This is a genomic window from Chromobacterium piscinae (genome assembly GCF_021129175.1).
In the GTDB taxonomy this organism is placed as follows: Bacteria; Pseudomonadota; Gammaproteobacteria; order Burkholderiales; family Chromobacteriaceae; genus Chromobacterium; species Chromobacterium piscinae.
Genome location: NZ_JAJOHV010000092.1, coordinates 41,957 through 67,296, shown reverse-complemented (window position 1 = coordinate 67,296; position 25,340 = coordinate 41,957). Strand labels below are relative to the sequence as shown.

Annotated in this window: 23 protein-coding genes; 7 read left to right on the top strand and 16 right to left on the bottom strand. The window is 65.7% G+C overall.

Translation table 11 applies throughout. The annotated features are described in order from the left end of the window. The first annotated feature begins 17 nt into the window (after positions 1 to 17). A complete protein-coding gene (gene dxs / locus LQR33_RS20240) occupies positions 18 to 1,868 on the top strand; it encodes a 1-deoxy-D-xylulose-5-phosphate synthase (RefSeq protein WP_231470215.1) in 1,851 nt (616 codons plus the stop codon). Then, positions 1,868 to 2,455, top strand: coding sequence for an ion channel (locus LQR33_RS20235; protein ID WP_231470214.1), 588 nt, complete (start codon positions 1,868 to 1,870; stop codon positions 2,453 to 2,455). The genes dxs and LQR33_RS20235 overlap by 1 nt, the downstream gene beginning before the upstream one ends. Here the strand turns inward: LQR33_RS20235 and LQR33_RS20230 are convergent. The 5 genes from LQR33_RS20230 to LQR33_RS20210 all read right to left on the bottom strand — a co-directional run bounded on the left by LQR33_RS20230 (position 2,437) and on the right by LQR33_RS20210 (position 8,336). Then, a complete protein-coding gene (locus LQR33_RS20230) occupies positions 2,437 to 2,958 on the bottom strand; it encodes a DUF2165 family protein (RefSeq protein ID WP_231177733.1) in 522 nt (173 codons plus the stop codon). The two genes, LQR33_RS20235 and LQR33_RS20230, sit on opposite strands and share 19 nt — an antisense overlap. A 110-nt stretch (positions 2,959 to 3,068) precedes the next feature. Then, entirely contained in the window at positions 3,069 to 4,523 is a 1,455-nt protein-coding gene (locus LQR33_RS20225) for an aminoacyl-histidine dipeptidase (protein WP_166440652.1), read from the bottom strand. A gap of 376 nt (positions 4,524 to 4,899) precedes the next feature. Next, entirely contained in the window at positions 4,900 to 6,219 is a 1,320-nt protein-coding gene (locus LQR33_RS20220) for a TldD/PmbA family protein (RefSeq protein ID WP_231470213.1), read from the bottom strand. Beyond that, on the bottom strand, positions 6,216 to 7,676 hold the full coding sequence (locus LQR33_RS20215; RefSeq protein ID WP_231470212.1) for a TldD/PmbA family protein: 1,461 nt from the start codon (positions 7,674 to 7,676) through the stop codon (positions 6,216 to 6,218). The genes LQR33_RS20220 and LQR33_RS20215 overlap by 4 nt, the downstream gene beginning before the upstream one ends. Positions 7,677 to 7,868: 192 nt before the next feature. Then, positions 7,869 to 8,336, bottom strand: coding sequence for a nuclear transport factor 2 family protein (locus tag LQR33_RS20210; RefSeq protein ID WP_221665630.1), 468 nt, complete (start codon positions 8,334 to 8,336; stop codon positions 7,869 to 7,871). Positions 8,337 to 8,426: 90 nt separating this feature from the next. Here LQR33_RS20210 and LQR33_RS20205 point away from each other — a divergent pair, with 90 nt between their 5' ends. Then, positions 8,427 to 8,984, top strand: coding sequence for a TetR/AcrR family transcriptional regulator (locus tag LQR33_RS20205; protein WP_231470211.1), 558 nt, complete (start codon positions 8,427 to 8,429; stop codon positions 8,982 to 8,984). Between the two features lie 57 nt (positions 8,985 to 9,041). Beyond that, positions 9,042 to 9,536, top strand: coding sequence for a prolyl-tRNA synthetase associated domain-containing protein (locus tag LQR33_RS20200; protein WP_221665632.1), 495 nt, complete (start codon positions 9,042 to 9,044; stop codon positions 9,534 to 9,536). Between the two features lie 42 nt (positions 9,537 to 9,578). Here LQR33_RS20200 and LQR33_RS20195 read toward each other — a convergent pair whose 3' ends face one another. The 4 genes from LQR33_RS20195 to LQR33_RS20180 form a co-directional block, all read right to left on the bottom strand. Next, the gene (locus LQR33_RS20195) at positions 9,579 to 10,931 is read right to left on the bottom strand and encodes an efflux transporter outer membrane subunit (RefSeq protein ID WP_231470210.1); all 1,353 of its coding nucleotides are present in this window, start codon (positions 10,929 to 10,931) and stop codon (positions 9,579 to 9,581) included. A 2-nt stretch (positions 10,932 to 10,933) separates the two neighbouring features. Beyond that, the gene (locus tag LQR33_RS20190) at positions 10,934 to 12,868 is read right to left on the bottom strand and encodes a MacB family efflux pump subunit (protein ID WP_231177745.1); all 1,935 of its coding nucleotides are present in this window, start codon (positions 12,866 to 12,868) and stop codon (positions 10,934 to 10,936) included. Next, a complete protein-coding gene (macA, locus tag LQR33_RS20185) occupies positions 12,865 to 14,091 on the bottom strand; it encodes a macrolide transporter subunit MacA (RefSeq protein ID WP_231470208.1) in 1,227 nt (408 codons plus the stop codon). The genes LQR33_RS20190 and macA overlap by 4 nt, the downstream gene beginning before the upstream one ends. Positions 14,092 to 14,186: 95 nt before the next feature. Further along, positions 14,187 to 15,092 carry a LysR family transcriptional regulator gene (locus tag LQR33_RS20180; protein ID WP_231470206.1) on the bottom strand — a complete coding sequence of 302 codons (906 nt, stop codon included), beginning with the start codon at positions 15,090 to 15,092 and terminating at the stop codon, positions 14,187 to 14,189. Positions 15,093 to 15,224: 132 nt separating this feature from the next. Between LQR33_RS20180 and LQR33_RS20175 the strand changes: the two genes are divergently transcribed. Together LQR33_RS20175 and LQR33_RS20170 are read left to right on the top strand one after the other, a co-directional pair. Next, a complete protein-coding gene (locus LQR33_RS20175) occupies positions 15,225 to 15,983 on the top strand; it encodes an SDR family oxidoreductase (RefSeq protein WP_231470204.1) in 759 nt (252 codons plus the stop codon). A gap of 196 nt (positions 15,984 to 16,179) precedes the next feature. After that, entirely contained in the window at positions 16,180 to 16,875 is a 696-nt protein-coding gene (locus LQR33_RS20170) for a Crp/Fnr family transcriptional regulator (RefSeq protein ID WP_021476053.1), read from the top strand. On the opposite strand, the gene LQR33_RS20165 is transcribed toward LQR33_RS20170, so the two are convergent. The 4 genes from LQR33_RS20165 to LQR33_RS20150 are packed head-to-tail and all read right to left on the bottom strand — an operon-like array spanning position 16,851 to position 19,983. Further along, positions 16,851 to 18,134 carry a hypothetical protein gene (locus tag LQR33_RS20165; RefSeq protein ID WP_231470203.1) on the bottom strand — a complete coding sequence of 428 codons (1,284 nt, stop codon included), beginning with the start codon at positions 18,132 to 18,134 and terminating at the stop codon, positions 16,851 to 16,853. The two genes, LQR33_RS20170 and LQR33_RS20165, sit on opposite strands and share 25 nt — an antisense overlap. Further along, positions 18,134 to 18,346, bottom strand: coding sequence for a DUF2249 domain-containing protein (locus LQR33_RS20160; RefSeq protein WP_231177754.1), 213 nt, complete (start codon positions 18,344 to 18,346; stop codon positions 18,134 to 18,136). Before LQR33_RS20160 ends, LQR33_RS20165 begins: the two co-directional genes overlap by 1 nt. After that, the gene (locus LQR33_RS20155; protein ID WP_205692605.1) at positions 18,336 to 18,767 is read right to left on the bottom strand and encodes a hemerythrin domain-containing protein; all 432 of its coding nucleotides are present in this window, start codon (positions 18,765 to 18,767) and stop codon (positions 18,336 to 18,338) included. The genes LQR33_RS20160 and LQR33_RS20155 overlap by 11 nt, the downstream gene beginning before the upstream one ends. 31 nt (positions 18,768 to 18,798) lie before the next feature. Then, on the bottom strand, positions 18,799 to 19,983 hold the full coding sequence (locus LQR33_RS20150; protein ID WP_231470201.1) for an NnrS family protein: 1,185 nt from the start codon (positions 19,981 to 19,983) through the stop codon (positions 18,799 to 18,801). Between the two features lie 164 nt (positions 19,984 to 20,147). Between LQR33_RS20150 and trpC the strand changes: the two genes are divergently transcribed. Next, positions 20,148 to 20,945, top strand: coding sequence for an indole-3-glycerol phosphate synthase TrpC (gene trpC / locus LQR33_RS20145; protein WP_231470199.1), 798 nt, complete (start codon positions 20,148 to 20,150; stop codon positions 20,943 to 20,945). Positions 20,946 to 21,004: 59 nt separating this feature from the next. Here trpC and LQR33_RS20140 read toward each other — a convergent pair whose 3' ends face one another. From LQR33_RS20140 to LQR33_RS20130, 3 genes are all read right to left on the bottom strand, one after another. After that, a complete protein-coding gene (locus LQR33_RS20140; RefSeq protein ID WP_221668010.1) occupies positions 21,005 to 21,916 on the bottom strand; it encodes a lipase secretion chaperone in 912 nt (303 codons plus the stop codon). Position 21,917: 1 nt separating this feature from the next. After that, positions 21,918 to 22,850, bottom strand: a complete 933-nt coding sequence (locus tag LQR33_RS20135) for an esterase/lipase family protein (RefSeq protein ID WP_021476046.1) — start codon at positions 22,848 to 22,850, stop codon at positions 21,918 to 21,920. 172 nt (positions 22,851 to 23,022) lie between these two features. Then, complete coding sequence (locus tag LQR33_RS20130) at positions 23,023 to 25,257, bottom strand: patatin-like phospholipase family protein (protein WP_231470197.1); 2,235 nt, start codon at positions 25,255 to 25,257, stop codon at positions 23,023 to 23,025. Positions 25,258 to 25,340 lie beyond the last annotated feature (83 nt).

Genomic DNA, 25,340 nt, shown 5'->3' with positions numbered 1-25,340 from the left:
ACTGCAGAATCACAACAATGTATCCGCTGCTTGAAAACATAAACAGCCCCGCCGACCTGCGGCAGCTGACCCGGACCCAGCTGCCGCAGCTGGCGGGCGAATTGCGCGAATTCCTGGTGGAGTCGGTCAGCAAGACCGGCGGCCACTTCGCGTCCAATCTGGGCAGCATCGAGCTGACCATCGCCCTGCACTACGTCTTCGACACCCCGAACGACCGCCTGGTATGGGACGTCGGCCACCAGACCTACCCGCACAAGATCCTGACCGGCCGCCGCGAGCGCATGCATACCATGCGCCAGCACGACGGCCTGGCCGGCTTCCCCAAGCGCGAAGAATCCGAGTACGACACCTTCGGCGTCGGCCACTCGTCCACCTCGATCGGCGCGGCGCTGGGCATGGCGGTGGCGGCCAAGACGCTGGGCATAGACCGCAAGAGCGTGGCCATCATCGGCGACGGCGCGATGACCGCCGGCCAGGCCTTCGAGGCGCTGAACAACGCCGGCGCGATGGACACCGACCTGTTGGTGGTCCTGAACGACAACGACATGTCGATCTCGCCCAATGTCGGCGCGCTGAACAACTACCTGGCCAAGCTGATGTCCGGCCGCTTCTACGCCGCGATGCGCGAAGGCTCCAGCAAGGTGTTGGGCATCGCCCCGCCGCTGAAGGAGATCGCCAGCAAGGTGGAGGAGCACGTCAAGGGCTTCTTCACGCCGGGCACGCTGTTCGAGGAGTTCGGCTTCAACTACATCGGCCCGATCGACGGCCACGATGTGGACGTGCTGGTGGACACGCTGAAGAACATCCGCAGCCTGAAGGGTCCGCAGTTCCTGCACATCGTCACCAAGAAGGGCCAGGGCTACAAGCTGGCCGAGAACGACCCGGTCAAATACCACGGCGTCACCAAGTTCGATCCGGCCAACGGCCTCGCCGGCGGCAAGAGCGGCGGCGGCAAGCCGCAGTACACCCAGGTGTTCGGCGACTGGCTGTGCGACATGGCCAAGCTGGACAAGCGTCTGGTCGGCATCACGCCGGCGATGCGCGAAGGCTCCGGCATGGTGCGTTTCGAGAAGGAGCACCCGGACCGCTACTACGACGTGGCGATCGCCGAACAGCACGCGGTCACCTTCGCCGGCGGCATGGCCTGCGACGGCCTGAAGCCGGTGGTGGCGATCTACTCCACCTTCCTGCAACGCGGCTATGACCAGCTGATCCACGACGTAGCGCTGCAAAACCTACCGGTGATGTTCGCGCTGGACCGCGCCGGCCTAGTCGGCGCCGACGGCCCGACCCACGCCGGCGCCTTCGATCTCAGCTACCTGCGCTGCATTCCCAATATGACAGTGATGGCGCCGTCCGACGAAAACGAATGCCGCCAGCTGCTGTACACCGCCTTCCAGCTCGACACCCCGTCCGCCGTCCGCTACCCGCGCGGCACCGGCCCCGGCGTGGAAATCCGGCAGCAGATGGAAGCGCTGCCGATCGGCAAGGGCGTGGTCCGCCGCCAGGGCAAGAAGATCGCCATCCTGGCCTTCGGCAGCATGGTGCATCCCGCCCTCGCAGCCGCCGAGCAGCTGGACGCCACCGTCGCCGACATGCGCTTCGTCAAGCCGCTGGACACTGAGCTGATCCGCGAACTGGCTCAAACCCACGAGCTGATCGTCACCGTCGAGGAAAACGTGGTGATGGGCGGCGCCGGCTCTGCCTGCGTGGAGGCGCTGCAAGCCATGCGCCTGGCTATTCCCGTGCTACAGCTGGGCCTGCCGGACGGTTACGTCGAGCACGGCGATCCGGCGCTGCTGCTGTCGCTGTGCGGCCTGGACGCCGCCGGCATCGAAAAGAGCATACGCGAGCGCCTGGCCGGCTGATGGCCTCGCTGCCGCTGCCCAGCCTGGAAACCCGGCTGCAACTGCACGCGGAAACGGCGCTGTCGCTGGTTTGCGCCGCGCTGTTCACGCTGCTGTGGCGCGGCGCGGATCTGCATGCCCTGCTACCGCGCCAGGGCGAGCAATGGCTGGCGTGGGCGGTGTTTTTCTGGCCGCTGTGGCGCACCGGCCGCCACATCCTGCAGCGGCCGCGCCAACGCCAGCTGGGCGACCTGATCGGCCTCTACATCGGCTTGGTGCTGCAATTCGCCGTGGTGTACTACCTGTTCGCGCTGCTCTTGAGCGGCGGCAGCGCCTTCCACGGCATGACGCCGCTGTACGACCGCCAAGGCGGCCCGCTGCCCGGCTTCTACGGTAAGGCCGCCTTGCTGTTTCTGGACTGCTTCCACCTGTCCATCGCCACCGCGGCCACCGTCGGCTATGGCGACATGTACCCCTCCTATTGGCCGGTGCGGCTGCTGGCCGATCTGCAGATCATCTTCACCAGCGCGCTGGTGATCATAGGCTTCGGCCGCCATTTCTCCGGCCAGGGACCGCGGAGCGCCGGCGATCAGGCCTCTTCGCGCTGACGGATGTAGACCAGGCTGAGCAGAATGAAGCCGACGAAGGCGTAAGCCTTCATCTGGCCGTTCCACTTGCTGGCCCACATCGCGAAATACTCGCCGCCCACCACCGCGAAGCCGAAATACCAGACCAGCACGGCGACCAGCGCGCCCAGCGTGAACAGGCTTTTGCCCCAAGCCAGGCCATCGCGCCCCGCCGCCGCCCTCAGCATGCCGATACCGCCCGCCGCGCATAGCAGTCCGCAGATCATTTCGCCGGCGATGATGGCGAAATAAGCCAGCTGCTGTCCGAACGGGTCTCGCACCGCCCGGCCCTCCAAAGCCGCGCCGTTGAACCACGGCTCCAGCGCGTCCATCGCCAGCACGCGGCGGACGAACTGCCAGTTGGAGTCGTAATCGATGATGTTTCCGCTCGCCACCAGCAGGCCAAACGCGCCGATGGACAAAGCCAGCGCGGCCTTGCACAGGTACTGGATACGCAGATGGATGCTCAATTGTTCTTTTTTCACGGATTTCTCCAGCATTTTGACAAACCCGCAGCATGCCATGATCAGCCGGCGGCCGATATAAAAAACGGCCTGGCAAGGCCAGACCGTTTTTTCATTGCGAGAAAAACCGCTCAACGCGCAGGAATCGCCTTCAGCGCCGCCTGCAGCAGCTGCCAGGCCTTGCCCACCGATTCCACTTCCACCCGTTCGCCCGGCGCGTGCGCGCCGCGGATATTCGGGCCGAAGGACACCATATCCAGGTTCGGGTATTTGGAACCTAGAATGCCGCACTCCAGGCCGGCGTGGATCACCTGCACCTCGGCCTCGCCGCCGAACTCTTTGCGATACACATCCTTGAACAGCGCCAACAGCTTGGAGCCCGGATTCGGCGCCCAGCCCGGATAGCCGCCCTCCATCTCCACCTTGAACGCGGCCAGCTTGAACAGGCTTTCCACTTCGCGCGCCAGCATCCAGGTGCCGGAATCCAGCAGGGAGCGCACCATCAGGTTGGCGAACACCTTGCCGTCGCCCACATGCACCACGCCCAGGTTGTTCGAGGTTTCCACCACGCCCTCGACGCGCTGGCTCATGCGTTTGACGCCATGCGGCGCCGCGTGCAGCGCGGACAGGATGGCATCCTGATCGGCGACCGCCAGCACGCCGACGGCGGAAGCCGCTTCGGACAGCACTGCCACGCCTTCGTCGACGCCGGCCAGCTCGAAGCGCATCAGCGCCTGGAACGCGTCCAGCTTGGCCGCCACCTTGGCGGCGTCGGCAGCGGGATACGCCACCACAGCGAAGGCTTCGCGCGACAGCGCGTTGCGGGCGGTGCCGCCTTGCAGCGAGGCCAGGCGCAGCTCGGTTTCGGCTTCCAACTCGCGGACCAGGCGGATCAGGATCTTGTTGGCGTTGCCGCGGCCCAGGTGGATGTCGGCGCCGGAGTGGCCGCCCTTCAATCCCTTGATGGTCAGGCTGGCTACTTGGTAGCCGGCCGGAACCGGCTCGACCGCGTATTCACGGGTGACGTTGACATCGACGCCACCGGCGCAGCCCATGTAGAACTCGCCCCACTCTTCGGTATCGATATTGATCAGGTATTGACCCTGCAACAAGCCGGTTTCCAGGCCCAGCGCGCCGCCCATGCCGGCCTCTTCATCCAGCGTCAGCAGCACTTCCACCGGGCCATGGGCGACGTCGTCGCCCGACAGCACCGCCATGCCCAGCGCCACGCCGATGCCGTTGTCGGCGCCCAGCGTGGTGTTCTCGGCGATCAGCCAACCATCCTTCAACACCGGACGGATCGGGTCTTTGAAGAAGTCGTGCTCGGTGCCGCTATTAGCCTGGCACACCATGTCCAAATGGCCCTGCAGCACCACGCCGGCGCGGTCTTCATAGCCCGGCGTGGCCGGCTTGCGGATGATCAGGTTGCCGACCTTGTCGACCACGGTTTCCAAGCCGCGCAGTTCCGCCCAGCCTTTCATGTAGTCGCGCACTTGTTCCTCGTGCTTGGACGGGCGCGGAATGTCGCACAGGGTTTGGAAATGTTCCCAGACAGCGGTCGGTTCGAGCTTGGCGATATCGGTCACAACGCATTCCTTGATTCGGTGTCGCGGCGCGGCTCATGGTTGGCCACGCCGCCGGGGCACAACATCCGCCATTGCGGCGAAGGCTGGAAATAATAAGACGCCACGTCAACATGCAAAGTCCGGAACTCAACGCATTGCCGGCATGTTTTCGTAGTTCGCAATGCGATCATTCTACACCATGCGCGATGAAGAGAAAGCATGCCGCTTACGCATGGCCTGTCACGGCGTTTCACTGCCAAAACATGGCGAACATTGAGCATATTGTCCCAATGTCCAACCATGCCAAACACATCAACCATGTAAAAACCGCATACATGGAGGCCAACAGGAAACAGCCGGGGCGAGGCCAGCCTCCGCCTTGTCCCGGCTGCCGAGCTTACAAGCTGAAGCGCAGCGCCTTGACCAAGGCGCCAGGCAGCAGCTTGCTCTGCGTGGCCCGGCCGCCATAGCTGCCAGCGTCCACCAGCAGCTCGCGCTCCGCGGTCAAGGCTTCCAGTTGCTCGCCCAGCAGGCTGTACAGGCTATCGTCGAAACGCATGACCCCCAGGGGCGCGACTATCTTTCCATCCTCCACCCAGAAGCAGGCGAAACGCGTCATGCCGGTAATGCGGCAGGCGGCGCGGTCGGAGAAGTTCAGATACCACAGATTGGACAGATACACGCCGGTGCCCAACGCCTTCAAGGCCTCTTCGCGCGGCAGATCGCCAGCCGCCAATTGCATCGACTCCGCGTACTCGTCGGCTCCGGCATTCGGCTCGAGACCGAACTCCCGCGCGCTGCGCGGGCCGATCAGGCTGTTCTGGTGCGCTCCGCCGGCGATCAGATCCACCCGCTCCGGCCGGATGAATCCTTCGGCCTGAAACAGCGGCGACAGCCCTTCCCCGGCCGCCTCAGCCAGACTGACCCGCGGCGACAGCTTGGCCTCGCCGTCGACCAACTTCAGCAAGGGGCTGCGCTTGGCTCTCGCCTCTTTTTCCGACAAGCCGCCCCAGTTCAGCATGGACAGCAGGCTGCCCAAAGCGGTGGGCGTGAAGTAAGCGCGGTATTCGCCCGGCTCCAGCGTTTTCAGCGGCAGCTTCAGCAAGGCCAGCTGCTCGGCGGCCTCGGCGATGCCGCGCCGGATCGCGCCGGCATCCCAGACGCTGCCGGCCTGGCTGCGCTTCACCGCCTTGTCGCCATGCGAATACAGGCTCCAGTCGAAGTTCCAGCTCTCGCCCTGCTGCCAGTTGAACTGGCCCAGATGGTTGGCGAAGCCGAAGCTCATCTCGCCGCAGGCCAGGATGCCCACCAGGTCCAGCCCTTCCGCGGAGGCGAGGATGTCGGCGACCATGGTCTCCGCCGATGGCAGCGCGCCGGGGGCGATTCTTTCGGTGCTGTTCGGCTGCTCGCTCAACAGCAGGAAGGGATCATCCTCCACCTGCTCCAGCGCCTCACGCAGCGCCGGCAGCGAGGCCTCCAGCAAGGCCAGGTCGTCGTCGCCACCGCACAGCGACAGCTGTTGCGTGGCCTGGCGCTTGCCCCGGATCAGCCTCAAATCCAGGTAGGCCTGCTCCACTCGGCCGGCCTGACGCACTTTGCCGTGGTTGAAACGGACGAAATCGGTGCGCTCCGCCTCCAGCCACAGCGTGAATCCTTCTTCCTCGCGCAGCAGGCCGTTCAGCGCCGCCGCCAATCTTTGCAAATGCGCGCGCATCATGCCGCCCCTCCGAAAACGTCCACCTCGCCGAACACGCAGGCCGGCGAGGCGTGCCCCACCCTCACCACCTGGTTCGGTTCGCCTTTGCCGCAATACGGCGTGCCCATCACCGTGAAGGTGCTCGCGTCGCCCACCGCCTTCAGCGAGCGCCAGAAGCTGGCGGAAACGCCGCGATAGTTCGGATTGCGCACCACGCCCTTCAACTCGCCGTTTTCGATCAACTGGCCCCATTCGCAGCCGAACTGGAACTTGTTGCGCGAGTCGTCGATGGACCAGCTGACGTTGGTTTGCATCAGCACGCCGCGCTCAATGCCGGCCACCAGTTGCGTGAAAGTCTTGTCGCCGGGTTCGACATTGAGATTGGCCATGCGGTCTATCGGCGCGCGGTTCCAGTTGCAGGCGCGGCTGTTCGCCACGCCATCCAAGGCGAAGCCATTCAGGCGCGCGCGCGCGGACGAGATATCGCCGCCCAGCGGCCGCTCCAGCACGCCATCGCGAATAAGCCACACCTTCTCCGCCGGCTTGCCGTCGTCGTCCCAGCCGTAGCTGGCCAGTTCATTGCGCTGCAGCGGATCGAAAGTGACATTGAGCAAATCCGAGCCATAGCGGTAGCTGCCGAACATGTCCGGCGTGACGAAGCTGGTGCCGGCGTAATTGCGTTCGTCGCCCAAAATCCGGTCCAATTCCAGCGGGTGGCCTATGCTTTCGTGGATCTGCAGCATCATCTGCTCGGGCATCAGCAGCAAGTCCATCTTGCCGCTCGGACAGTTGGGCGCGGCCAGCAGTTGCAAGGCTTCGTCGGCGACGCGTCGGCCCGCGCCGCGCAAGCCTGCCTCGGCGATCAGCTCCAGCCCGCCCTGGCGGCCCAGACCACCGTACTGTCCACCCAGGCTGCGGGTCTGAACCCGACCCTTGTCGAACGCCGTCACCACCAGCGACGGCGTCAACGCGCGCATGCGCTGCTCGGCTTCGCCGCCGGTTGAAGTCAGGTACAACTGGCGAATATCCTGCCGCCACAGGCTGGCCGACCAATCCACCACCCGGTCGTCGCCGCCTTTGGCCGCCGCCGACTCGCTGAGCAGCAGATCCAGCAGCACGGCGCGCGGCCACTCCGTCTCGCCATCGCATCCCGGTCCCTGGTAACGGCCTTGCGGGCTGGGCATCTGGATCTGCCGGTAGTCGAACACGCCGCGTCCCGCTGTGGCGCGCGCCCAGTTCCGTGCGCGTTCGAAAGCCGCGCGCAGCCCCGCTTCGCTCAAATCGGCGGTGGCCGCATAGCCGTAGCCGCCGCCATCGAGCACCGTGATCATCGCGCCGCGATCGTGCCGGCGCACGAGCGGCTGTTGCCGCCCCTGGCGCACGCTCAGGCGCTCGTTGTCTTCCTCCACGTAGCGCAGCGAGCAGAAGTCCGCTTGCGGCTGCAGCGCCTGAAAGCGCCGCCGGATGGTTTCAAGCATGGTCAAGGCTCCGGGTGAGGCGGCGGCTCGCCGCCCGATAAAATGTCAACAGCATTTATACTAATCAGTTCGGCCGCTTGCTGTCCATCCGCCCCAAGCAGAAAAGCCGCTCTCTGGAGCGGCTTGCGCGGCGCGCCGGCCTGCAATGCGGCCGCCTGCCGCGCATGATGGAACTGGCGTTTCAGGCCTGCCCTACAGTCCCAGCTCGCTCAGCCCGGGATGATCGTCCGGCCGCCGGCCCAGCGGCCAGAAGAACTTGCGCTCGCTCTCCTGGATCGGCATGTCGTTGATGCTGGCATGCCTGTCGATCATCAGGCCGTCGGCGCCGAATTCCCAGTTCTCGTTGCCGTAGCTGCGATACCACTGGCCGGCGTCGTCACGCCACTCATAAGCGAAGCGCACGGCAATGCGATTGCCGTCAAACACCCAAAGTTCCTTGATCAGCCGGTAATCCAGCTCCCGCTTCCACTTGCGCTCCAGCATCGCCTGCGCCGCGGGCCGGCCGCGCGGGAAATCGACGCGGTTGCGCCAACGGGTGTCCAGGCTGTAGGCCAGCGCCACGCGCGCCGGATCGCGGCTGTTCCAGCCATCTTCGGCCAGGCGGATTTTTTCGATCGCGGTTTCACGGGTGAACGGCGGCAGCGGAGGACGGGTTTCCATATCGGTTTCCTTTTCAAATTGGAGTAGACAGATCTGTCTACACACTAACCAGTCTAGGCCAAAGTAGACAAATCTGTCTACAATCACTTCATGAAATCGATTCCGCCCACCGACATCGCCGCGCTGCCCGCCCGCGACCGCATCCTCGCCACCGCCCACCGGCTGTTCTATCAGGAAGGCCTGCGCGCCACCGGCATAGACCGGCTCATCGCCGAGTCCGGCGTCACCAAGGTCACCTTCTACCGTCACTTCCCTAGCAAGAACGACCTGATCCAGGCCTATCTGGAGCAACGCCACAGTCTCTGGATGGACTGGTTCAAAGCCGCGCTCGCGCGCCGAGACGGCCCCGCCGCGCTGGCGGACGCCATGCGCGAGTGGTTCGCCTCGGACGACTTCCGCGGCTGCGCCTTCATCAACGGCGCGGGAGAAATGCCGGCCGAGCCGGCGGTGATGGACGCCGCGCGGCGGCACAAGGCAGAGATGCGGCAAGCGATCGCCGAGCGGCTGCCGGAAGGCCCAGGCAAGGCCGAGATGGCGGAAATGCTGTCCCTGGCCGCAGACGGCGCCATCGTGCGCGCTCAGCTGGACGGCCAGGCGGATGCCGCGCTGGCGGCGTTGGAAAGCTTGGTCGGGAAACTGGCGGGGTGACGCGCCGACGCCGGCCGTGATAGTTTCGAAGGGAACGAAAACGCCGGAGACGCCCGCATGGAACATGCCCTGTACCGCTTGCTGGACGAGCAGCGGATTCCCTACCAACGCTTCGAGCATCCGCCGGTCTACACCTGCGAGGAAGCCGCCCGGCTGATCCCGGAGCTGCCCGGCGCGGAATGCAAGAACCTGTTTTTATGCGACGCCAAGGGCCGCCGCCACTTCCTGGTGGCGGTGCCGGCCGACGCCGGCGTGGATATCAAGGCCTTGGGCGAAACACTGGAGGCCAAGGGCCTGCGCTTCGCCTCGCCTGAACGGCTGAAGAAGTATCTGGGGCTGGAGCCGGGATCGGTGACGCTGCTGGCCGCGGTCAACGACCGCGATCATCAAGTGGAAGTGGTGGTGGATGAAGCGCTGTGGGCGCGGGAAGCGATTCTCTGCCACCCGCTGGTCAACACCGCCACGTTAAGCATGCCGGTGGAAGGATTGGCGCGGCTGCTGGCGCACACCGGCCACGCGCCGCGCGTGATCGCGGTGCCGCGCCGCGACTAGCGCGGCTTGATGGCCGCCTAATCGGCGGCCGGCCATTGCCGCTCAAGCGGACGAAGCGCCTCCGCCCAAGGCCTTGTACAGATACGCCAGGTTCTTCAGCCGCTCCAGATTCAAATCCAACAGCTTCTCCCTCGCTTGGCGCTCACCGCGCGCGGCCTCCAGCCAGGACTGCATATCGGTCTCTCCCGCGCGGTAGCGGCTCTGGGCCAACTGGGCGTTTCGCCCCGCCAAACGCAGCGCCTCGCTTTGCAGAGCGGCGCTGGCGGCCAGGCGGCGGCGCCCGTCCAGTCCCTCTTCCACCTCGCGATAAGCGCCGTACAGCGTTTTGCGGAACTCCGCCTCCGCCAGCTGGTAATCGGCTTCGCTCGATTTCAGTTTCAGATCCAGCCGCCGCCAGTCTAGAAAAGGCAGGGACAGCGTCGCGCCCAGCCCCAGCTGCGCGGCCGGGAAAGCGCTGCCTCGGCTCAGGTCTCCGTTCAGGCTGAAGCGCGGGAAAAAATCCGCCCGGCGCTGGTCCGCATCGGCCAGCTTGGCTCGCAGCCGCGCCTCGGCCGCCTGTAAATCCGGCCTGCGGCGCAGCAAGTCGCCCGGCAGGCCTGCGGCGACGCCTGGCAACGGCGGTTGCGCGGCCAGCGGCGGGATGCCCGGCAGCTGCACGCCCGGCGGCGCGTCCAGCAGCAGCGCCAGCGCGTTTTCCTTCTTGCGCAACTCCTCCCGCTGGCTCAGCAGGCTGGCGCGCTGCGCCAATGCCTCGCTGTCCGCCTGGGTCGCGTCCTGTTCGGCCAGCGCGCCCGCCTTCCGCCGCGAATGCGCCAGCGCCTGCATGCGGACCGCATCGGCCAGCGCGGCCTCGGTCAGGGCCAGCCTGGATTTCTGCGCGGCGATGTCCCAATACAAGCCCGCGGCGGCGCTGTCAGACAGCAAATCGGCGCTGATCTGGTCGTAGCGGCTGGCGGCGAAAGCCTCTCCCGCCGAACGCTGCGCGGCGTCCAGCCGTCCCCACAGGTCGACCTCGTAATCCACTTTCAGGCCGGCGCTGTGGCTGCTCGACCAAGCGCCGCCATCCAAAGGGCGACTGCGGTTGCCCGATAGCGAACCGCTCAGCGTCGGCCGGGCGTCGCCATCGGCCAGACCCGCCTCCAGCTGCGCCTTGCGCAATTTCAGCAGCGCGATCTCCAGATCGGGATTGCGGCTGCGCGCCTGCTCCAACACCCGCAATAGCGCTGGATCGGCGAAACCTCCCCACCACGCCTCGCGGCTCATGTTCTGTTCCGCCGCATCCGGCTGTGCCCACTGCGCCGGCGTCAGCAAAGGCTGCCGCTGATACGGCGTGGCCTGGCAGCCGGCCAGCAAGGCGGCCAGCGCCAGCCATGTCCATCTCTTGTGCTTATCCATTTTCACTCTCGCGCCAGCGCGTCTATCGGGTTCAGCCTGGCGGCGCTGCGAGCCGGCAAAAAGCCGAACAGCACGCCTATCAGCGACGAGCACGCCACCGCCAGCAAAATCGCCGTCGGCGACAGCGACATCTTCCACGAGCTGACGAATAGCGCGAACACAAAGCTGATGCCATAGGACAACGCCACGCCGATGGCGCCGCCCACCAGGCAAACCAGCACCGCTTCGGTCAGGAACTGCTGCAGCACGTCTCCCTGGCGCGCGCCCACTGCCATGCGGATGCCGATCTCGCGGGTGCGCTCGGTCACCGAGACCAACATGATGTTCATCACGCCGATGCCGCCCACCACCAGCGAGATCACCGCGATCAGCGTCAGCAGCAGGGCCAACGTTCGGCTGGTGCTCTCCACCGTTTTCAGCACGTCTTCCATATTGTGGGTAAAGAAATCCTTGCCGCCGTGGCGCTGGGTCAACAGCGTGGTGATGGCTTTTTCCGCCAGCTTGGTGGGCTGGCCGTCCTTCACCCGGATCACGAAGCGGTCGAAATGCTGCTGGCCGAACAAGCGGCTAGCGGTGGTGGAATACGGCATCCACAGCTGCAGCGAATTGCCGCCAAAGCCGCGGTCGCGCTGCGCCACCACGCCGATCACCGTCGCCGGCACCGTGCCCACCAGAATCACCCGCCCCACCGCCTCGCCGTCGCCGAACAGCTTGCGGCGGGCATTCTTGTCCAGCAGCGCCACCTGCCGCTGCTGGCGGATGTCGTCGCGGCTGAAGCCCTGGCCCTCGGCCAGTTTCATGCCCTGCACGCGGAAGAATTCGCGCCCGACGCCGCTGACCGAACCGTTGACGTCGACATTGCGGTAGCGGATGCGCTGCGCCTGCGAGGTTTCCGGCGTCACGCTGTCCACGTAGCCCTCCTCCGCCAGCGCGGCGATGTCGCCCGGCAGGAAGGTGCGGATGCCTTCGGCCTTGTCGTCGCCCCAGTCCTTGCCGCGGAACACGGTGATGGTCTGGGTACCCATCGCGCGGATGTCGTTGAGCACGTAGTCGCGCGCGCCCTCGCCGATAGCGATGATGGACACCACCGAGGTGATGCCGATGACGATGCCCAGCATGGTCAGCGCGGTGCGCAGGCGATTGGACAGCATGGCCAGCATCGCCATCTTGAACGCCTCCGCCATTCGTTCGCGCAAGGACGGACCGCCATCGGCCCGCGCTTCCTCGCCTCCGGCATCGGCAACAGGCTTCGCTGCGCCGCTGTCGCGCAGGATTTCGCCGTCGCGGATTTCGATCGTGCGGTCGGTCTGCGCGGCGATGGCCGGATCGTGGGTAACGATGATCACCGTGTGGCCAGCGGCGTTCAGCTCCTTCAGGATGCGCATCACCTCTTCGCCGCTGCGGCTGTCCAGCGCGCCAGTCGGCTCGTCGGCCAGGATGATGCGCCCGCCGTTCATCAGCGCGCGGGCGATGGACACCCGCTGTTGCTGGCCTCCGGACAACTGCCCGGGCCGATGATGCTCCTTGCCCGCCAGCCCCAACCGCGCCAGCAAAGCCTGCGCCCGTTCGCGCCGCTCTTTCAGCGCCATGCCGGCGTAAACGGCGGGCATGGCGACATTGTCCAAGGCCGACAAATGCGGCAGCAGGTGGTAGCGCTGGAAGATGAAGCCGAAATGCTCGCGCCGCAGCGCGGCCAGCTGGTCCTTGTCCAGGCTGCCGGCATCGCGGCCGCCCACGCGGTAGCTTCCCTCGGACGGCTGGTCCAGGCAACCCAGAATGTTCATCAGCGTGGACTTGCCGGAGCCGGACGCGCCGACGATGGCCACCATCTCGCCGGGAGCGATGCTCAGCGACACATCCTTCAACACCGCCACCTCGTCCTCGCCGGACGGAAACCGCCGCCAAACGCCATCCAACTGAAGGCCGGCGCCGCTCATGCGCTCACCATCACGGCACTGCCCTCTTCGGGCTTGTCGGGCTGTTCGCCGGTCACCACCTGTTCGCCCGCCTTCAATCCAGCCAGCACCTGGGCGCGGGTGGACGTTTTCAGGCCGATGCGCACCTGGCGTTCCTCCAGCCTGCCGTCCTTGCCCTTCACCTTAACCGCGTAGCGCCCATCCTTGCCGGCCGCGCCCAGCGCCGACAGCGGTACGCTCAGCGCCCCGTCCACGCGGGACAACACGATGCTGACCTGGGTGGTCATGTCCACGCGCAGCTTGCCGTCAGGGTTGGGCACGTCGAACAACGCCTTGTAGAACATGGCGTTGTTGATTTTCTCCGGCATCGGCAGGATGGCGCGCAGCTTGCCCCAGTAACGCTGGTCCGGCGCGCCCAGCACGGTGAAATACACCGGCAGGCCGGCCTTCACCCTGATCACATCGGCCTCGGCCACATAGGCGCGCACCGTCACCTTGCTCAGATCGGCCAGCTTGAGGATCACCGGCACCGTCTGGGTGGCGATCACGGTCTGGCCCTGCTGGGTGACGATCTCCAGCACCTCGCCGCTCATCGGCGCCAGGATGCGGGTATAGCCCAATTTGGTGCGCCGTCCATCCAGCTGCGACTGGTCCTGGCGGATCTGCGCCTGCAGCTCCGCCAATCCGGCTTTCAAGGTTTGATAATTGGTATCGGCCGCCAGCAGGTCCTTGTCCGAGGTGGAGCCCTCGGCATGCATGCGGCGCTGGCGCGCCAGTTCCTGCTCGGCCTGCCGCAGCGCGGCCTGCTTGGCTTGGCGCTGCGCGACGCGCGCGTCCAGCGAGGCCTCGGCGGCGCGCAAATCGTTCAGGCTGTCCTCCGGGTCGATCTCGGCCAGCAGCTCGCCCTGCTTCACCTTGTCGCCCGCCTCCACCTTCAGCGACTTCAATTGGCCGTTGGCCTGGGCGCCGACATCCACCTGCCGCAACGCCTGGATCACGCCGCTGGCCAGCACTAGATCCTCCAGCTCGCCGCGCTCCACCTTGGCGGTCAGCACCGGCGGCGGCGGGGCCTCCGCCAACCAGCGATGCGCGCCCCAGCCCGCCAGCGCCAGAACCGCCAACAACGCCGTGGCGTTGCGCCACGGCCGCTTGCCGAATCCCCAACTCCGGCAGCGCCGCCACAGGGCGGCCAACCCGCGCGCGGGGCGCAACAAAATGCCAAACCATTGCCTGAACCGCATCATCACCAACAATTCATTAACAAAAGCAAACTTTGTCAGGCAATTTAGTTACAAAGTAGTTCCACCCCCACCTGATTAAGCACATTCGCATAAAGCCACTATTCCAACCGCAAACGCTCGCGCAGCAGCGCGGATGCCCACTCGACAAACACCTGCACCCGCCGCGACAGATGCCTGCGGTGTGGATACAGCACCGATACCGGCATTGCCGGCGGCGGCCAATCGGCCAGCACTTCCAACAGTCGGCCGACGGCGACATGAGGCTCCGCGTCGTAGCGCGGCAACTGGATAAGCCCCAGTCCGGCCAGCGCGCAGGCGATATAGCTTTCCACCTGGTTGACGCTGACCTGGGACTGCAACGCCAGCTCGCGCCGTTCGCCTTCTTGCAGATACTCCCAGGCAAACACCTTGCCGGTGGACGGCGATGCGTAGTTGACCGCGCGATGGCCGACCAACTCGTCCGGCGACGCCGGGATGCCGAAGCGGGCCAGGTAGTCCGGACTGGCGTAATTGCCCTGCGGCAGCATGCCGATCCGGCGCGCCACCAGCCGCGATTCGGCCAGCGCGCCGACGCGGATCACGCAGTCGACGCCTTCCTGAATCAAATCCACCGGCCTGTCGGTCACCCCCAGCTCCAGCTCGATGTCGGGATAGAGCGCAAAGAAAGCCGGCAGCGCCGGTGCCAACACCTGCCGCCCGATCGGCCCCGGCACGTCTATCCGCAGCTTGCCGCGCGGGCTGGCGCCCTGCTGGCTGAACAAAGACTCCAGCTCGTCGAAATCCGCCAATAGCTGCTGGCAGCGCTCGTAGAAAGTGCCGCCATCCAGCGTCAGCTGCACCCGCCGCGTAGTCCGATGCAGCAGCCGCGCCCCCAATTGCGCCTCAAGTTGCTGCACCGCGCTGGACACTGTCGCCCGCGGCAGCTGCAACTGCTGCGCCGCCCGGGTGAAGCCGCCGCAATCGACGACGGCGGCGAAAACCCGCATCGCCATGACTCTATCCATCACCGCTCCAATTGGTACGATTTTCTGGATAGTGTAAACAATAAAGCGCCGTTTATCCGGATCAAACCCAGCAATACACTGCAAAGCGTCAACAGCAAGCCGCGCCAGCGGCGAACCCAACGGAGAACTGACATGAGCCAAGCCAACTTTGCAGGACAAGTCGCACTGATCATCGGCGCATCGCGCAATATGGGCCGCGCCTTCGCCGAAGCGCTAGCCGCCGACGGCGCCGCCGTCGCCATCCACTACCACAGCGCGGGCTCCCGCGCCGGGGCGGAAGAAGCCGCCGCCACGATTCAAGCCGCCGGCGGCCAGGCCTTCGCGGTCCAGGCCGACGTCACCAAGGTGGCGGAAGTGCGCCGCCTGTTCGACGCGGTGGAAGACCGCTTCGGCCACGTCGACATCCTGATCAACACCGCCGGCATGATGGTGAAGAAAGCGATCACCGAGGTCAGCGAGGAAGAGTTCGACGCCATTTTCGCGCTGAACGCCAAGGCAGCGTTCTTCGCGCTGCAGGAAGCCGGCCGCCGCATCCGCGACAACGGCCGCATCGTCAGCGTGGGCACTTCGCTGCTGGCCGCCACCACCGGCCACTACGGCGCCTACGCCGGCAGCAAGGCGCCGCTGGAGGACTTCACCCGCGCGCTGGCCAAGGAAATCGGCCACCGCGGCGTCACCGTCAACGTGGTCGCTCCCGGGCCGATGGACACCGAGTTCTTCTACGCCGCGGAAACGCCGGAGGCTGTCGCCTATCTGAAGCGCGCCAGCATCAACGGCGAGCTGGGCCAGGTGGCCGACCTGGTGCCGCTGGTCAAGCATCTGGTTTCCCCGGAAAACCGCTGGACCACCGCCCAGACCCTGTTCATCAACGGCGGCTTCGTCTCCCGCTAACCCCCCTCTGCTCAGAAAAGCCGCCGCCAGGCGGCTTTCTCATTCATGCGGCCTGGGCAAAGGCCCGCCACCGCATCGCGCTCTCTTGCGCCGAGCGCCCGATAAAACCTGTCGGCTGGCAAATATCGCGCTTTGCTAATAATTCGCGGGATGAGTTAGCATCCACCATCGCCACACCGATTCCGAAAGCCCCGCCATGTCCCAGATCGACATCATCCAGCACCTGCGCCACCAACCCTTGTTCCAGCGGCTGTCGGACAGGCAGCTGGCCACGCTGGAGCCTCACGTTCACGCCAAGCGCGGCGACAGGGGGCAGCTGCTGTTTCAGCGCGGCGACGAATGCGACGGCATGTACGTGGTGGTATACGGCAAGGTGAAGCTGGCGATTCCCTCGCCGCAGGGCGTGGAGAAGGTAGTGGAGATCATCCACCCCGGCCAGAGCTTCGCCGAGGCGGTGATGTTCCTGGGCAAGCCCTACCCGGTGCTGGCCCAGCTGCTGGAAGACAGCCTGCTGCTGCACATCGGCGCGGCCGGCGTGTTCCAGGCATTGGCCGAGGACCCGGGCTTCGCGCGCAATATGCTGGCCGGCATGTCGCTGCGCCTGCACGGCATGGTGCGGGACGTGGAGCGCTACTCGGTGGAAACCGCGCTGCAGCGCGTGATCGGCTACCTGCTGCAGCAAATGGACGACGCGCCCGCCGGCGAGAAAGTCGTGCTGACGCTGGAAGCCAACAAAAACCTGATCGCTTCCCGCCTGAACCTAACGCCGGAAACCTTCTCCCGCGTGCTGCAGCAATTGAGCAAGGCCGGCCTGGTGGAGGTCGATGGCAAGGACGTCGCCCTGCTCGACCCCGCCGCGCTCGCCGACTACGGCATGACGCCGGCGGCCTGAGTCTCTCTCCAGTTTCGCGCGCAGGCGCGGTAGCGCCATACCGCCCTGCCCGCGTCCCAAGCCACTAACGCCGCCAGCGCGCATGTTCCAACGCCTGCCGCCGTTCCCGGCAGCCTCCCCAAGGCCAGCGCGCAACCCATCGCCAGGCAGGCTGAAAACACAAACAGGCATCGCCGCTGCGCCGATTCCGGCAACAGCGCCAGCGTGGCCGGCGGCCGCGCGCCGTGCTGCGCCTTGCGCTGCAGATCCAGCCACAACAGGAAGGGCAATATCTTGTAGAACATGCCCAGCACCGCGCCTGCGCCCAGTCCGAACAGCAGCAGCCAGCCGCTCAACGCCGCCCAGCCGGCGGCCAGCATATCCGCGGCGACAAGCCAGGCCGCCAGCAACCCAAGCGCCAATGCCGCCATCGCCATTTGCCAGAAGCGCCGCCCGCAGTCTCCGGGACGCCGGCTTCGCCGCTGCAAGCGCCAGGTCATGGCAGCAAAAGCCAGCGCCGCCATCCATGCCGGCAGCCAGGCCAGCCAACTCGCCGTCAGTTGCCATCCCAAACCGGACGCCAGCAACGACGCAGGCCAAATCATCGCGGCATGCCGCATCCAACGCGCCGGATACGCCGGCGTGATCTGGAACATCGGCACCACCGTGGCCGCCACCGCCATGATCAGGCCCAGCAGCCATCCGCCCAGCGCCCACAGCGCATGCCAATCCAGCAAGGTTTTCCAAGGCAGCGGCCAGGCCGCGCCCAGGGTGCCCGCCAGAGCGATGCCCAAACCGGCTGCGGCCAACAGCGCGGCCAGCGCCGACGCCATGCCGCGGGTGGTCGCGTCGCGCGCCGGACTCTTGGCGATGCCATGCAGGCCAAAGCCGGCGAAAACCAGCAAGGCCCAGCCAAGCAGCGCGGCGGCCGGCAGCAACAGCGCCGGCAGGAAGCCATTCAGAAAAGCCGCAGCCAGCAGGCCGCAGCCAAGCTGCAATGGCCAGAACAGCGCATGCAGCAGCAAACGGGGGCGGGAAAACGAGACTCCGGCCACCACCGCCAGGATCTGCAGCGCCGCCCCGAACATCGCGTTGCCCAGCACGCCCAGCGCCAACAGATGCGCGGCCGCCAGCGCCGCCGGGTCGAAGCGGTCCAGCTGACCGGGCCCCGCCAACATCAGGCATAAGCCGGCGATGAACAGCCAGCACGGCGACGCCAGCAGAAAAGGCAGGGGGAGGCTCAGCGGCGGCGCCCGGTCATAGGACGGCCATCCCTGCATCAGCTGCGCTCCATGATCAGCAGCACGCCGCCGTCGCCCGATAATTCGAAGCGGTAAGCCAAGCCGGCCATCCTGTCCAGCAAAGGCAGCAAGGGGGTCGGGAAATGCGGCAGCACGAAGCTCACAGACTGGCCCGGCGCCAACAGCTCGGCCTCGCCCAGCACGATGTCCATCGGCTCCGGCGGCGGCAGATCTCGCAGGTCAAGCGGCATGGCCCGCCTCCTCCAGCAAGCGCCCCAGATCCGGCACGGATTGCTCGCACATCGGATACAGGATGTTCTCCTCCTTCATATTGTGCTGTTGGGTCAGGATCAGCAGCGTGTCGGCCTCGGCCAGAAAATTGTCGCCGTCGCGCGCGGCCAGCGCCTGGGCCATGCCGTCCAGCAGCTGCCGCATTTGCGCGTGCTCGGCGCGCATCACCGCGGTCGGGCCGGCGCGCATGCCGCTGGCCTGCTCGAAGGCGGGAAACAGCCTGTCCTCCTCCAGCCGGAAATGGTCTTCCATCTCGCCGCGCATCGCGGCGAAAGCGGATTCGGCAGCGGGCCAGTCCTGCGCGCGCGCGGCTTGCTCGGCGTCGGCGAAACGGGCGTCGCAATCCCGGTGCTGGCCGGTCAACAGTTCGGATGGGGTCATGATGGTCTCCAGTTTGAAATTTGTAAGCCGATCAACCGTCTTTGCCGTCGGCGCGCGGACGCAGGTAAACCGGCAGGAAGCGGCTGCCCCACAGCAGCAGGGTCAGCAGCCAACCCGCCGCGGCCAAGCCATACATTCCGGCGCGCCAGCCGACCGGCAGCCAATCCGCCGCCACCCGCGCCAGCGCCAGCCACTGCGCGGCCAGATACAGCCCCCATAAAGCCTTGCCGGCCTCAAGCGGCTGGCCGGAATGGCCCAGCGATACCCGCGACACGAAGGCGATCATCATGGTCAGGAAGAAACCGACTGAGACTGCGTGCAACGGCGCCCAGGCCAGACCGCCCAACGCGCCTTGCCAGGCGTACAGCGCGAAACCCGCCGCCAGCCAGGCGAAGGACAGGTGCAGCATGGCCAGCAGCTTCACCCGCAGCGAAGCCGCCAGCCCCCAGCGCCAACTGGTGTAGCCAAACATGACGGCCAGCGCCAGATCCAGGCCCCAGGACGGCCAGCCTGCGATGGACAACAAGCCATGCCCCAGGGAACCGCCCAGCATCGCCGCCAACAGCCACCACGGCCGCCAGGGCTGATACGGCGCCAGCACGCTGGAGGAGAAGAACGGCAGCATGCGATGGCACACGGTCAGAAATACCGGCAACAGAAAGCCCCACAAGGCCAGATCCCGCATCCACAGCCAGCCGCGCACGTCGCCGCTCAGCAGCCAGTAAGCGGCGGCGGCGAGCGCCACAATGCCGATGCCGAAGGCCGACAGCACCGCCCAGGCATGGCGCCGGTCCGGCGCGGGGCTTGTCAGCAGCAAGCGCGCGAAGCCGCCGGCGAGGCCGAGAAAACCCAGGCTGTACACCAGATGGCCAGCCAGCAGCCAAACGCCGCCGACTGCCGCGCCGGCCAGCCAAAGCAGCAGGCCCGCGGCCAGCAACGCCGGCGTCAGCAGATAGGCCCCGCGTCCGGGCGGCGGCACATTCAGCCAGCGCGGTCCGGCGGTGAACAGAAAACCGGTCATGAACAAGGGAAAGAAACCGAACAGCATCAGGAAGCCGTGGACCAGCATCGCCGGCAGCGCCAAGGGCAGGCCGCGGCCGAACAGGCGCGCCGCGAGTTCGGCGCTCCAGCCCGCCAGCAGCAAGATGGCCAGCAGCATGCCGGGCAGGAACGCCGCCCGGTGCGGGGCGGAAAAGAAAGGATGAGCGCGCGCCATGGCGAAACTCCGACGGGTGGGTGTGCCCGCAGTATCCGGCCCGGCGGAGAGAACGAGAATGATTTGAATCAAGCATCCGAAACGATGTCCGCCCCGCCGGGCTTGCCATCCCGCCTGATGTTCTGCATGATGGCCCATTCGTTGTTGTCAACATAGAAGCCAGCATGTCCGACATTCTCAACACCATCATCGCCACCAAACATCAGGAAATCGCCGCCGCGCTGGCCAGCCGGCCGCTGTCCTTGGTACGGGCCGACGCCGAAGCGCGCGGCGACCGCCGCGATTTCGTCGCCGCCCTGCGCGCCAAGCATGCGCTGGGCAAAGCCGCCGTCATCGCCGAGATCAAGAAAGCCAGCCCCAGCAAAGGCGTGATCCGCGAGGACTTCCAGCCGGCCGCCATCGCCGAGAGCTATGCCGCCCACGGCGCGGCCTGTCTGTCGGTACTGACCGACCGCCAGTATTTCCAGGGCGACGCGAGCTACCTGGAGGCGGCGCGCGCCGCCTGCCACCTGCCCGTGCTGCGCAAGGATTTCATCGTCGACGACTACCAGGTGTACGAAGCCCGCGCGATGGGCGCCGACTGCATCCTGCTGATCGCCGCCGCTCTCGAACTGCCCAAGATGAAGGCGCTGGAGGCATTGGCGAACGAGCTGGGCATGGCGGTGCTGGTGGAGGTCCACAACGAAGAAGAGCTGGATGCCGCGCTGCAGTTGAAAACCGAGCTGGTCGGCGTCAACAACCGCAACCTGCGCACTTTCGAAGTGAGCCTGGCCACCACGCTGAAGCTGCTGCCGCGCATCACCGACGGCCGCATCGCCATCACCGAGAGCGGCATCGCCACTATCGAAGACGTGCGGCTGATGCAGGCCAGCGGCGTGCACACCTTCCTGGTCGGCGAGGCCTTCATGCGCGAGGCCGAGCCGGGCGAGGCGCTGCGCCGTCTGTTCTTCACCCACGCCTGAGCGAAGCCGCTCCACGAAAAACAGGCGCCCTTGGGCGCCTGTTTCGTTTGCCGCATCGGTCAGTTGGGCAAATACGCCGGCAGGCGCAACGCCTCCTGCGGCGAAAACCGCTGAGACTGCAGTTGGGCGACCGCCTGCTGCCGCTGCTGCGCGCTCAGTCCGCCGTTGGCGAGAATGGCCGTCCGCTCGCTCTTGAAATCGTCCAGCCGCTTCTGCCAGCCGGCCTGCTCCCGATCCAGCTCGCTCAACCGGTCCGCCGCCGCCTGTCCCACCATGCCGGAGCGCAGTTGATAGAGCTGCTGCTCGTCGCCACCCCCTTGCCGCAGCCGGGCCTCGGCATCAGCCAACGCCAGATGCTTGACCGGCTCCTGCCGGGCGGCTCGCAGCGCGGACGGCAACTGGTTCTCCAGCTGCGCGACCAACCGCTGCTTGTCGGCGGCGCTCAGCGCCGGGTTGGCCTCGATCGCCAACCGCCTGACGGTGAAGTCATCGTAGCGGTCCTCGTCGCCGAACAGGCCGTTCAGTTCAAGCTGGCTGAAATACTGCCGCCTGGCCGCCTGCACCAGCACCAGCCTGCGCGACAAGTCGGTGGCCGCCGCGGCTTCCTTGCCTGCCAGCGAGCGCTTGTAGGCGACATAGCGGTCGAACAGCCCCATCGCCTGCGGCAGCGCTCCGCCTCCCAGCGCTCGTTTGAGCTGGCTCTGCAACTCGGTCCGGATGGTGGCCAGATCGCGCTCGCCCAGCGTGGCCAGGTAGTAGTCGAACAGCTGGCGCAGCTGCTGATCGACCACCAGCTTCCCGCCGGTTTCGGCGGCGGCGCCGTCAGGCCGGGTGCCGATCAGCGACGGAGCGAAGCCGCCGCGCGAAGCCTGGCGGGCGGCGGCGGCCTCCAAGTGCGCGCCATCCGGCCAGACCCACCAAACCAGCAAGGCGGCGCAGGCCGCCGCCAGCGTCAAGCCGAGGCGGCGCATCTCACAGTCCCGCGTTCTTCAGCCGGTTGGCCTGCTGGCGATACAGCGAAACCGGGCTCACCTCGAACAGGCTGACCAGGCCGAAGCTCTGATTGATCTCGTTGACGTGGTTCATCTTGTAATCGTCGCGGATCACCTGGCCCAGGTGGGCCGAGCATACGCTGACCAAGCCATCCGACGGCGTGGAGCCGAAAGCCAGCCCCAGCGCGCCCATCGGCACGGTCAGCGGGTCCAGGACATTTGTGGTGGTGGCGGCGCCGGTCCACGAGTAGTAACGCACGCCTTTGGCCTGATAATCGCCCTCGCCGCAAGCCGAAGTCGGCACGCCGCCCGGGAACTTGGCGCTGAACGCCAGCGAACCGGCCGTGGTCAGGGAGTTCAGCGCATCGATAGGCTGCTGCGGCAGATCGCTGGTGCCGGAGAAGAAGGCCAGCACCTTGACGAACGCGCCCGTCACGGCTGCGGCCACGGCTTCGCTGACCGATCCCGGGGGCGCCACGCCGCGAACGATGTCGGCCACGACCGAACCCTTGTTGACGCCGCCGACGGTGGTGACCGAGGCCACCAGATCCGGCCGCACGCCCGCCACATAGCGCGCAGTGGGCGCGCCCTGGCTATGGCCGATCAGGTTGACCTTCTGCGCGCCGGTGATGGCCAGGATGCGCTGCACCTGCTGCAACAGCTGCTCGCCGCGCGCCTCATTGCTGCCGGTGGCCGATACTTCGGCGACGAACACCTGCGCGCCATCCTCCTTCAGGGCGGCCGGTACGCGGTAGAAGTAATCGACGCCCAGCACCTGGCCGAAGCCGAACAGGCCGTGCACCAACACGATGGGGTAGCGGGTCTGGGTATAGCCAGAGGATGCGTGGGCCGAAGCGAACGGCAGCAGCAACAAGGCAAGCAAGAAGGCAGTGCGTGACAACAGCTGTTTCATTATCTCTCCCGTTATATCGTGATTGCGGGCCACCAGGATGGCGGCCCTTACCGGGATAGATCATGACATTGGCAAAATCCAGGATTAATTCAAACGTTTGTCTCAGATATCGAGCGACCCCATACCTAAGGACAGGCCATCCGCGCGACATCAGCCGCGCGGATGGCACGGATCAATAGTCCACGCCGAGATAAATGTAGCCGGTCAGCCTGCCCCCCTGCGCGCTGCCCATGCCGACGAAGAACGGCCCGAGAATGGTATCCGCGCCCAGAAAAACCGAACCGGCCGGAATCCAGCGATGCGCAAGCTTGTTAGTAGGGAAATCATTGCCCCAAAGCTTGCCAGCCTCAAGCGACACACCCGCATATACGCCGGACCCCAGCACCGCTGGCAACGATGCCGCTCGCCAATACACCATCAGCCTGGCAAGCGCTACCTGGCTGGCTAGGAGTTCGCCATTCTGATAGCCCGTCAAATTCAAGAAGCCACCCAGGGTTTGCGGGATGAATTCGTCGTCCGACTTGGTATCGACATAGCCTTTGGCCTTGGCAGTGAAGCGCGCGGTGAAATCCCCATAGGTATGCGCGGCTTCCCCGGTGAAATCATAAAGCTTCTGGTTGACCTCGCTGCCCAAACCCGGCACGCCGGCCGCCAGCTTGCCGCTGAAGTAATAGCCGGAACGCGGCCAGCGCGGGTTATCGAACTGGTCCACCACCAGACGAGTCTGCACACCGACATCGCGGAAACGGAAATTGTTAGCATCGTCAGGAATGCCTTGCGACAAGGTGAAATCATTATCCTGCCGATAAAGGCCGAACCGCCACTCGCCATACTTGCCCAGCGCCACCCCCGCATTCACCTGCGTCTCGACTATGCTGTTGTTGAACGTGGCAAACACCGTGTGGTCTTCATTGAACAATTTGAACGGACTCTGCTGATACCCTAGCGAAGCGGCGACGAACATCGGGCTGCCGCGCCACAACGGTTGGTACAGTTCGGTCTTGAAAGCCTTGTCGTCGCCAATGGCCACGTCGTTGCGCCAGGAGCCTCCCGCAGCGTTCAACGATGTCCACTCATGCGCGGCGCGCAGCGTGAAACGGCTGTCGCCCGGCGTATCGCTGCTGAGATTGAGGCCAAAATGCAGGGTATTCTGGCCTATGCTGCGCTCTACCGGCATCACCATCATCACGTTGCGCCCGGAAACGCTGTCCACGCGATAACCCAGCTTGTCGTATTCGCCGCCGGTGAAGATTTCCGCCAGCCGATTGCGCGCCGCGCCCACCGGTATCGTGTTCGATGAGAAAGCCAGCGACTCCTGCAGGGACGACACCTTGGTGAAGGCTCCGTCCTTGCCGTCCACCTTCACTTCGTCCAGCACCGGGTAGCGCGGCCGGACAAGCTTGCTCTTCCAGGCCTGGTATTCCGCCTCCGACACCGAATAAGTGGACAACTGCCGCGCCATCTTGCGGGCCGCCTCGGCGCCGCGTTCGACAATGGCCTTGTGGTCGCCGAAAGACGCCACGGTATAGCCGTTCAGATCCGGCCGGATCACGATGTCGCGCTTATCCAGCCGCTTCATCTGTTCCTGCTCGTTGCGCATCACCGCCAGGTTGGAGCTTTGATCGACCACGTCGAACAGAGTATGGATCTCGTCCGCCTTCAACAACGGCGTGCTCACGTCCACCACGATCACGTGCTCGGCGCAGCGGCCCTTCACTTCCTGCACCGGGATATTGCGGGCGATGGCGCCATCCACCAGCAGCTTGCTGTCATCCTCCACCAGATCGAACACGCCGGGAACCGCCATGCTGGCGCGCAAGGCGCGCGACAACGATCCCTTGTCGAACACCACCGCGTCTCCAGTCAGCAAATCCGCCGCCACCGCGCGGAACGGAATGGGCAGTTTGTCGAAGCTGTCGATGTCGCGGTCCCGCGTCATTTTATGGATGTAGAGCTCGATGCCCTGGGAGTTGATCGCGCTGCGCGGAACCCGCAGCGCGCCCCCCTTGAGCCCGAAGCTGACGTCCAGATAATTCTGGTAGTCGTTGCGCTTGCGATCGTATGGGATGTCGGTGCGCGCCGGCTTGCCGGACAGCATCTGGTCCCAGTCAGCGGCATTGAACTCGCGCTCCATCTCATCCAGCGGCAGGCCATTGGCGTAAATGCCACCGATCAGCGCCCCGGCGCTGGTCCCGGAGATGCAGGCCACAGGTATCCGCAGACGCTCCAGCTCTTTCAAAACGCCTAGGTGGGCGAAGCCGCGCGCGCCGCCGCCGCCGAGCACAACGCCAACACCCTCAGGCACTTGCGTCGCATCGGCGGCCTCCACAGCTGTCGAAATGAACAGTCCGGCCGCGCACAAGGCGAGAATCAGACGACGATAGGGGAAAAACTTGCTTTTTGGCATGCCCGATAAATTTGCGATTATGGTTTCACCAGCATCAATGCGTGACGTAAGATAGAGTGACATATAAGTGAGAACATAAATCC

Bases quoted from the DNA above. Each gene is read 5' to 3' on its own strand.
- LQR33_RS20235 (WP_231470214.1), top strand. From the start codon at position 1,868: ATGGCCTCGCTGCCGCTGCCCAGCCTGGAAACCCGGCTGCAACTGCAC.
- LQR33_RS20135 (WP_021476046.1), bottom strand. From the start codon at position 22,850: ATGAAACAGCTGTTGTCACGCACTGCCTTCTTGCTTGCCTTGTTGCTG.
- LQR33_RS20170 (WP_021476053.1), top strand. From the start codon at position 16,180: ATGTCCCAGATCGACATCATCCAGCACCTGCGCCACCAACCCTTGTTC.
- LQR33_RS20210 (WP_221665630.1), bottom strand. From the start codon at position 8,336: ATGGAAACCCGTCCTCCGCTGCCGCCGTTCACCCGTGAAACCGCGATC.
- LQR33_RS20130 (WP_231470197.1), bottom strand. From the start codon at position 25,257: ATGCCAAAAAGCAAGTTTTTCCCCTATCGTCGTCTGATTCTCGCCTTG.
- LQR33_RS20160 (WP_231177754.1), bottom strand. From the start codon at position 18,346: ATGCCGCTTGACCTGCGAGATCTGCCGCCGCCGGAGCCGATGGACATC.
- LQR33_RS20195 (WP_231470210.1), bottom strand. From the start codon at position 10,931: ATGGATAAGCACAAGAGATGGACATGGCTGGCGCTGGCCGCCTTGCTG.
- macA (WP_231470208.1), bottom strand. From the start codon at position 14,091: ATGATGCGGTTCAGGCAATGGTTTGGCATTTTGTTGCGCCCCGCGCGC.
- LQR33_RS20180 (WP_231470206.1), bottom strand. From the start codon at position 15,092: ATGGATAGAGTCATGGCGATGCGGGTTTTCGCCGCCGTCGTCGATTGC.
- LQR33_RS20205 (WP_231470211.1), top strand. From the start codon at position 8,427: ATGAAATCGATTCCGCCCACCGACATCGCCGCGCTGCCCGCCCGCGAC.
- LQR33_RS20175 (WP_231470204.1), top strand. From the start codon at position 15,225: ATGAGCCAAGCCAACTTTGCAGGACAAGTCGCACTGATCATCGGCGCA.
- trpC (WP_231470199.1), top strand. From the start codon at position 20,148: ATGTCCGACATTCTCAACACCATCATCGCCACCAAACATCAGGAAATC.
- LQR33_RS20190 (WP_231177745.1), bottom strand. From the start codon at position 12,868: ATGAGCGGCGCCGGCCTTCAGTTGGATGGCGTTTGGCGGCGGTTTCCG.
- LQR33_RS20140 (WP_221668010.1), bottom strand. From the start codon at position 21,916: ATGCGCCGCCTCGGCTTGACGCTGGCGGCGGCCTGCGCCGCCTTGCTG.
- dxs (WP_231470215.1), top strand. From the start codon at position 18: ATGTATCCGCTGCTTGAAAACATAAACAGCCCCGCCGACCTGCGGCAG.
- LQR33_RS20155 (WP_205692605.1), bottom strand. From the start codon at position 18,767: ATGACCCCATCCGAACTGTTGACCGGCCAGCACCGGGATTGCGACGCC.
- LQR33_RS20220 (WP_231470213.1), bottom strand. From the start codon at position 6,219: ATGATGCGCGCGCATTTGCAAAGATTGGCGGCGGCGCTGAACGGCCTG.
- LQR33_RS20200 (WP_221665632.1), top strand. From the start codon at position 9,042: ATGGAACATGCCCTGTACCGCTTGCTGGACGAGCAGCGGATTCCCTAC.
- LQR33_RS20215 (WP_231470212.1), bottom strand. From the start codon at position 7,676: ATGCTTGAAACCATCCGGCGGCGCTTTCAGGCGCTGCAGCCGCAAGCG.
- LQR33_RS20150 (WP_231470201.1), bottom strand. From the start codon at position 19,983: ATGGCGCGCGCTCATCCTTTCTTTTCCGCCCCGCACCGGGCGGCGTTC.
- LQR33_RS20165 (WP_231470203.1), bottom strand. From the start codon at position 18,134: ATGCAGGGATGGCCGTCCTATGACCGGGCGCCGCCGCTGAGCCTCCCC.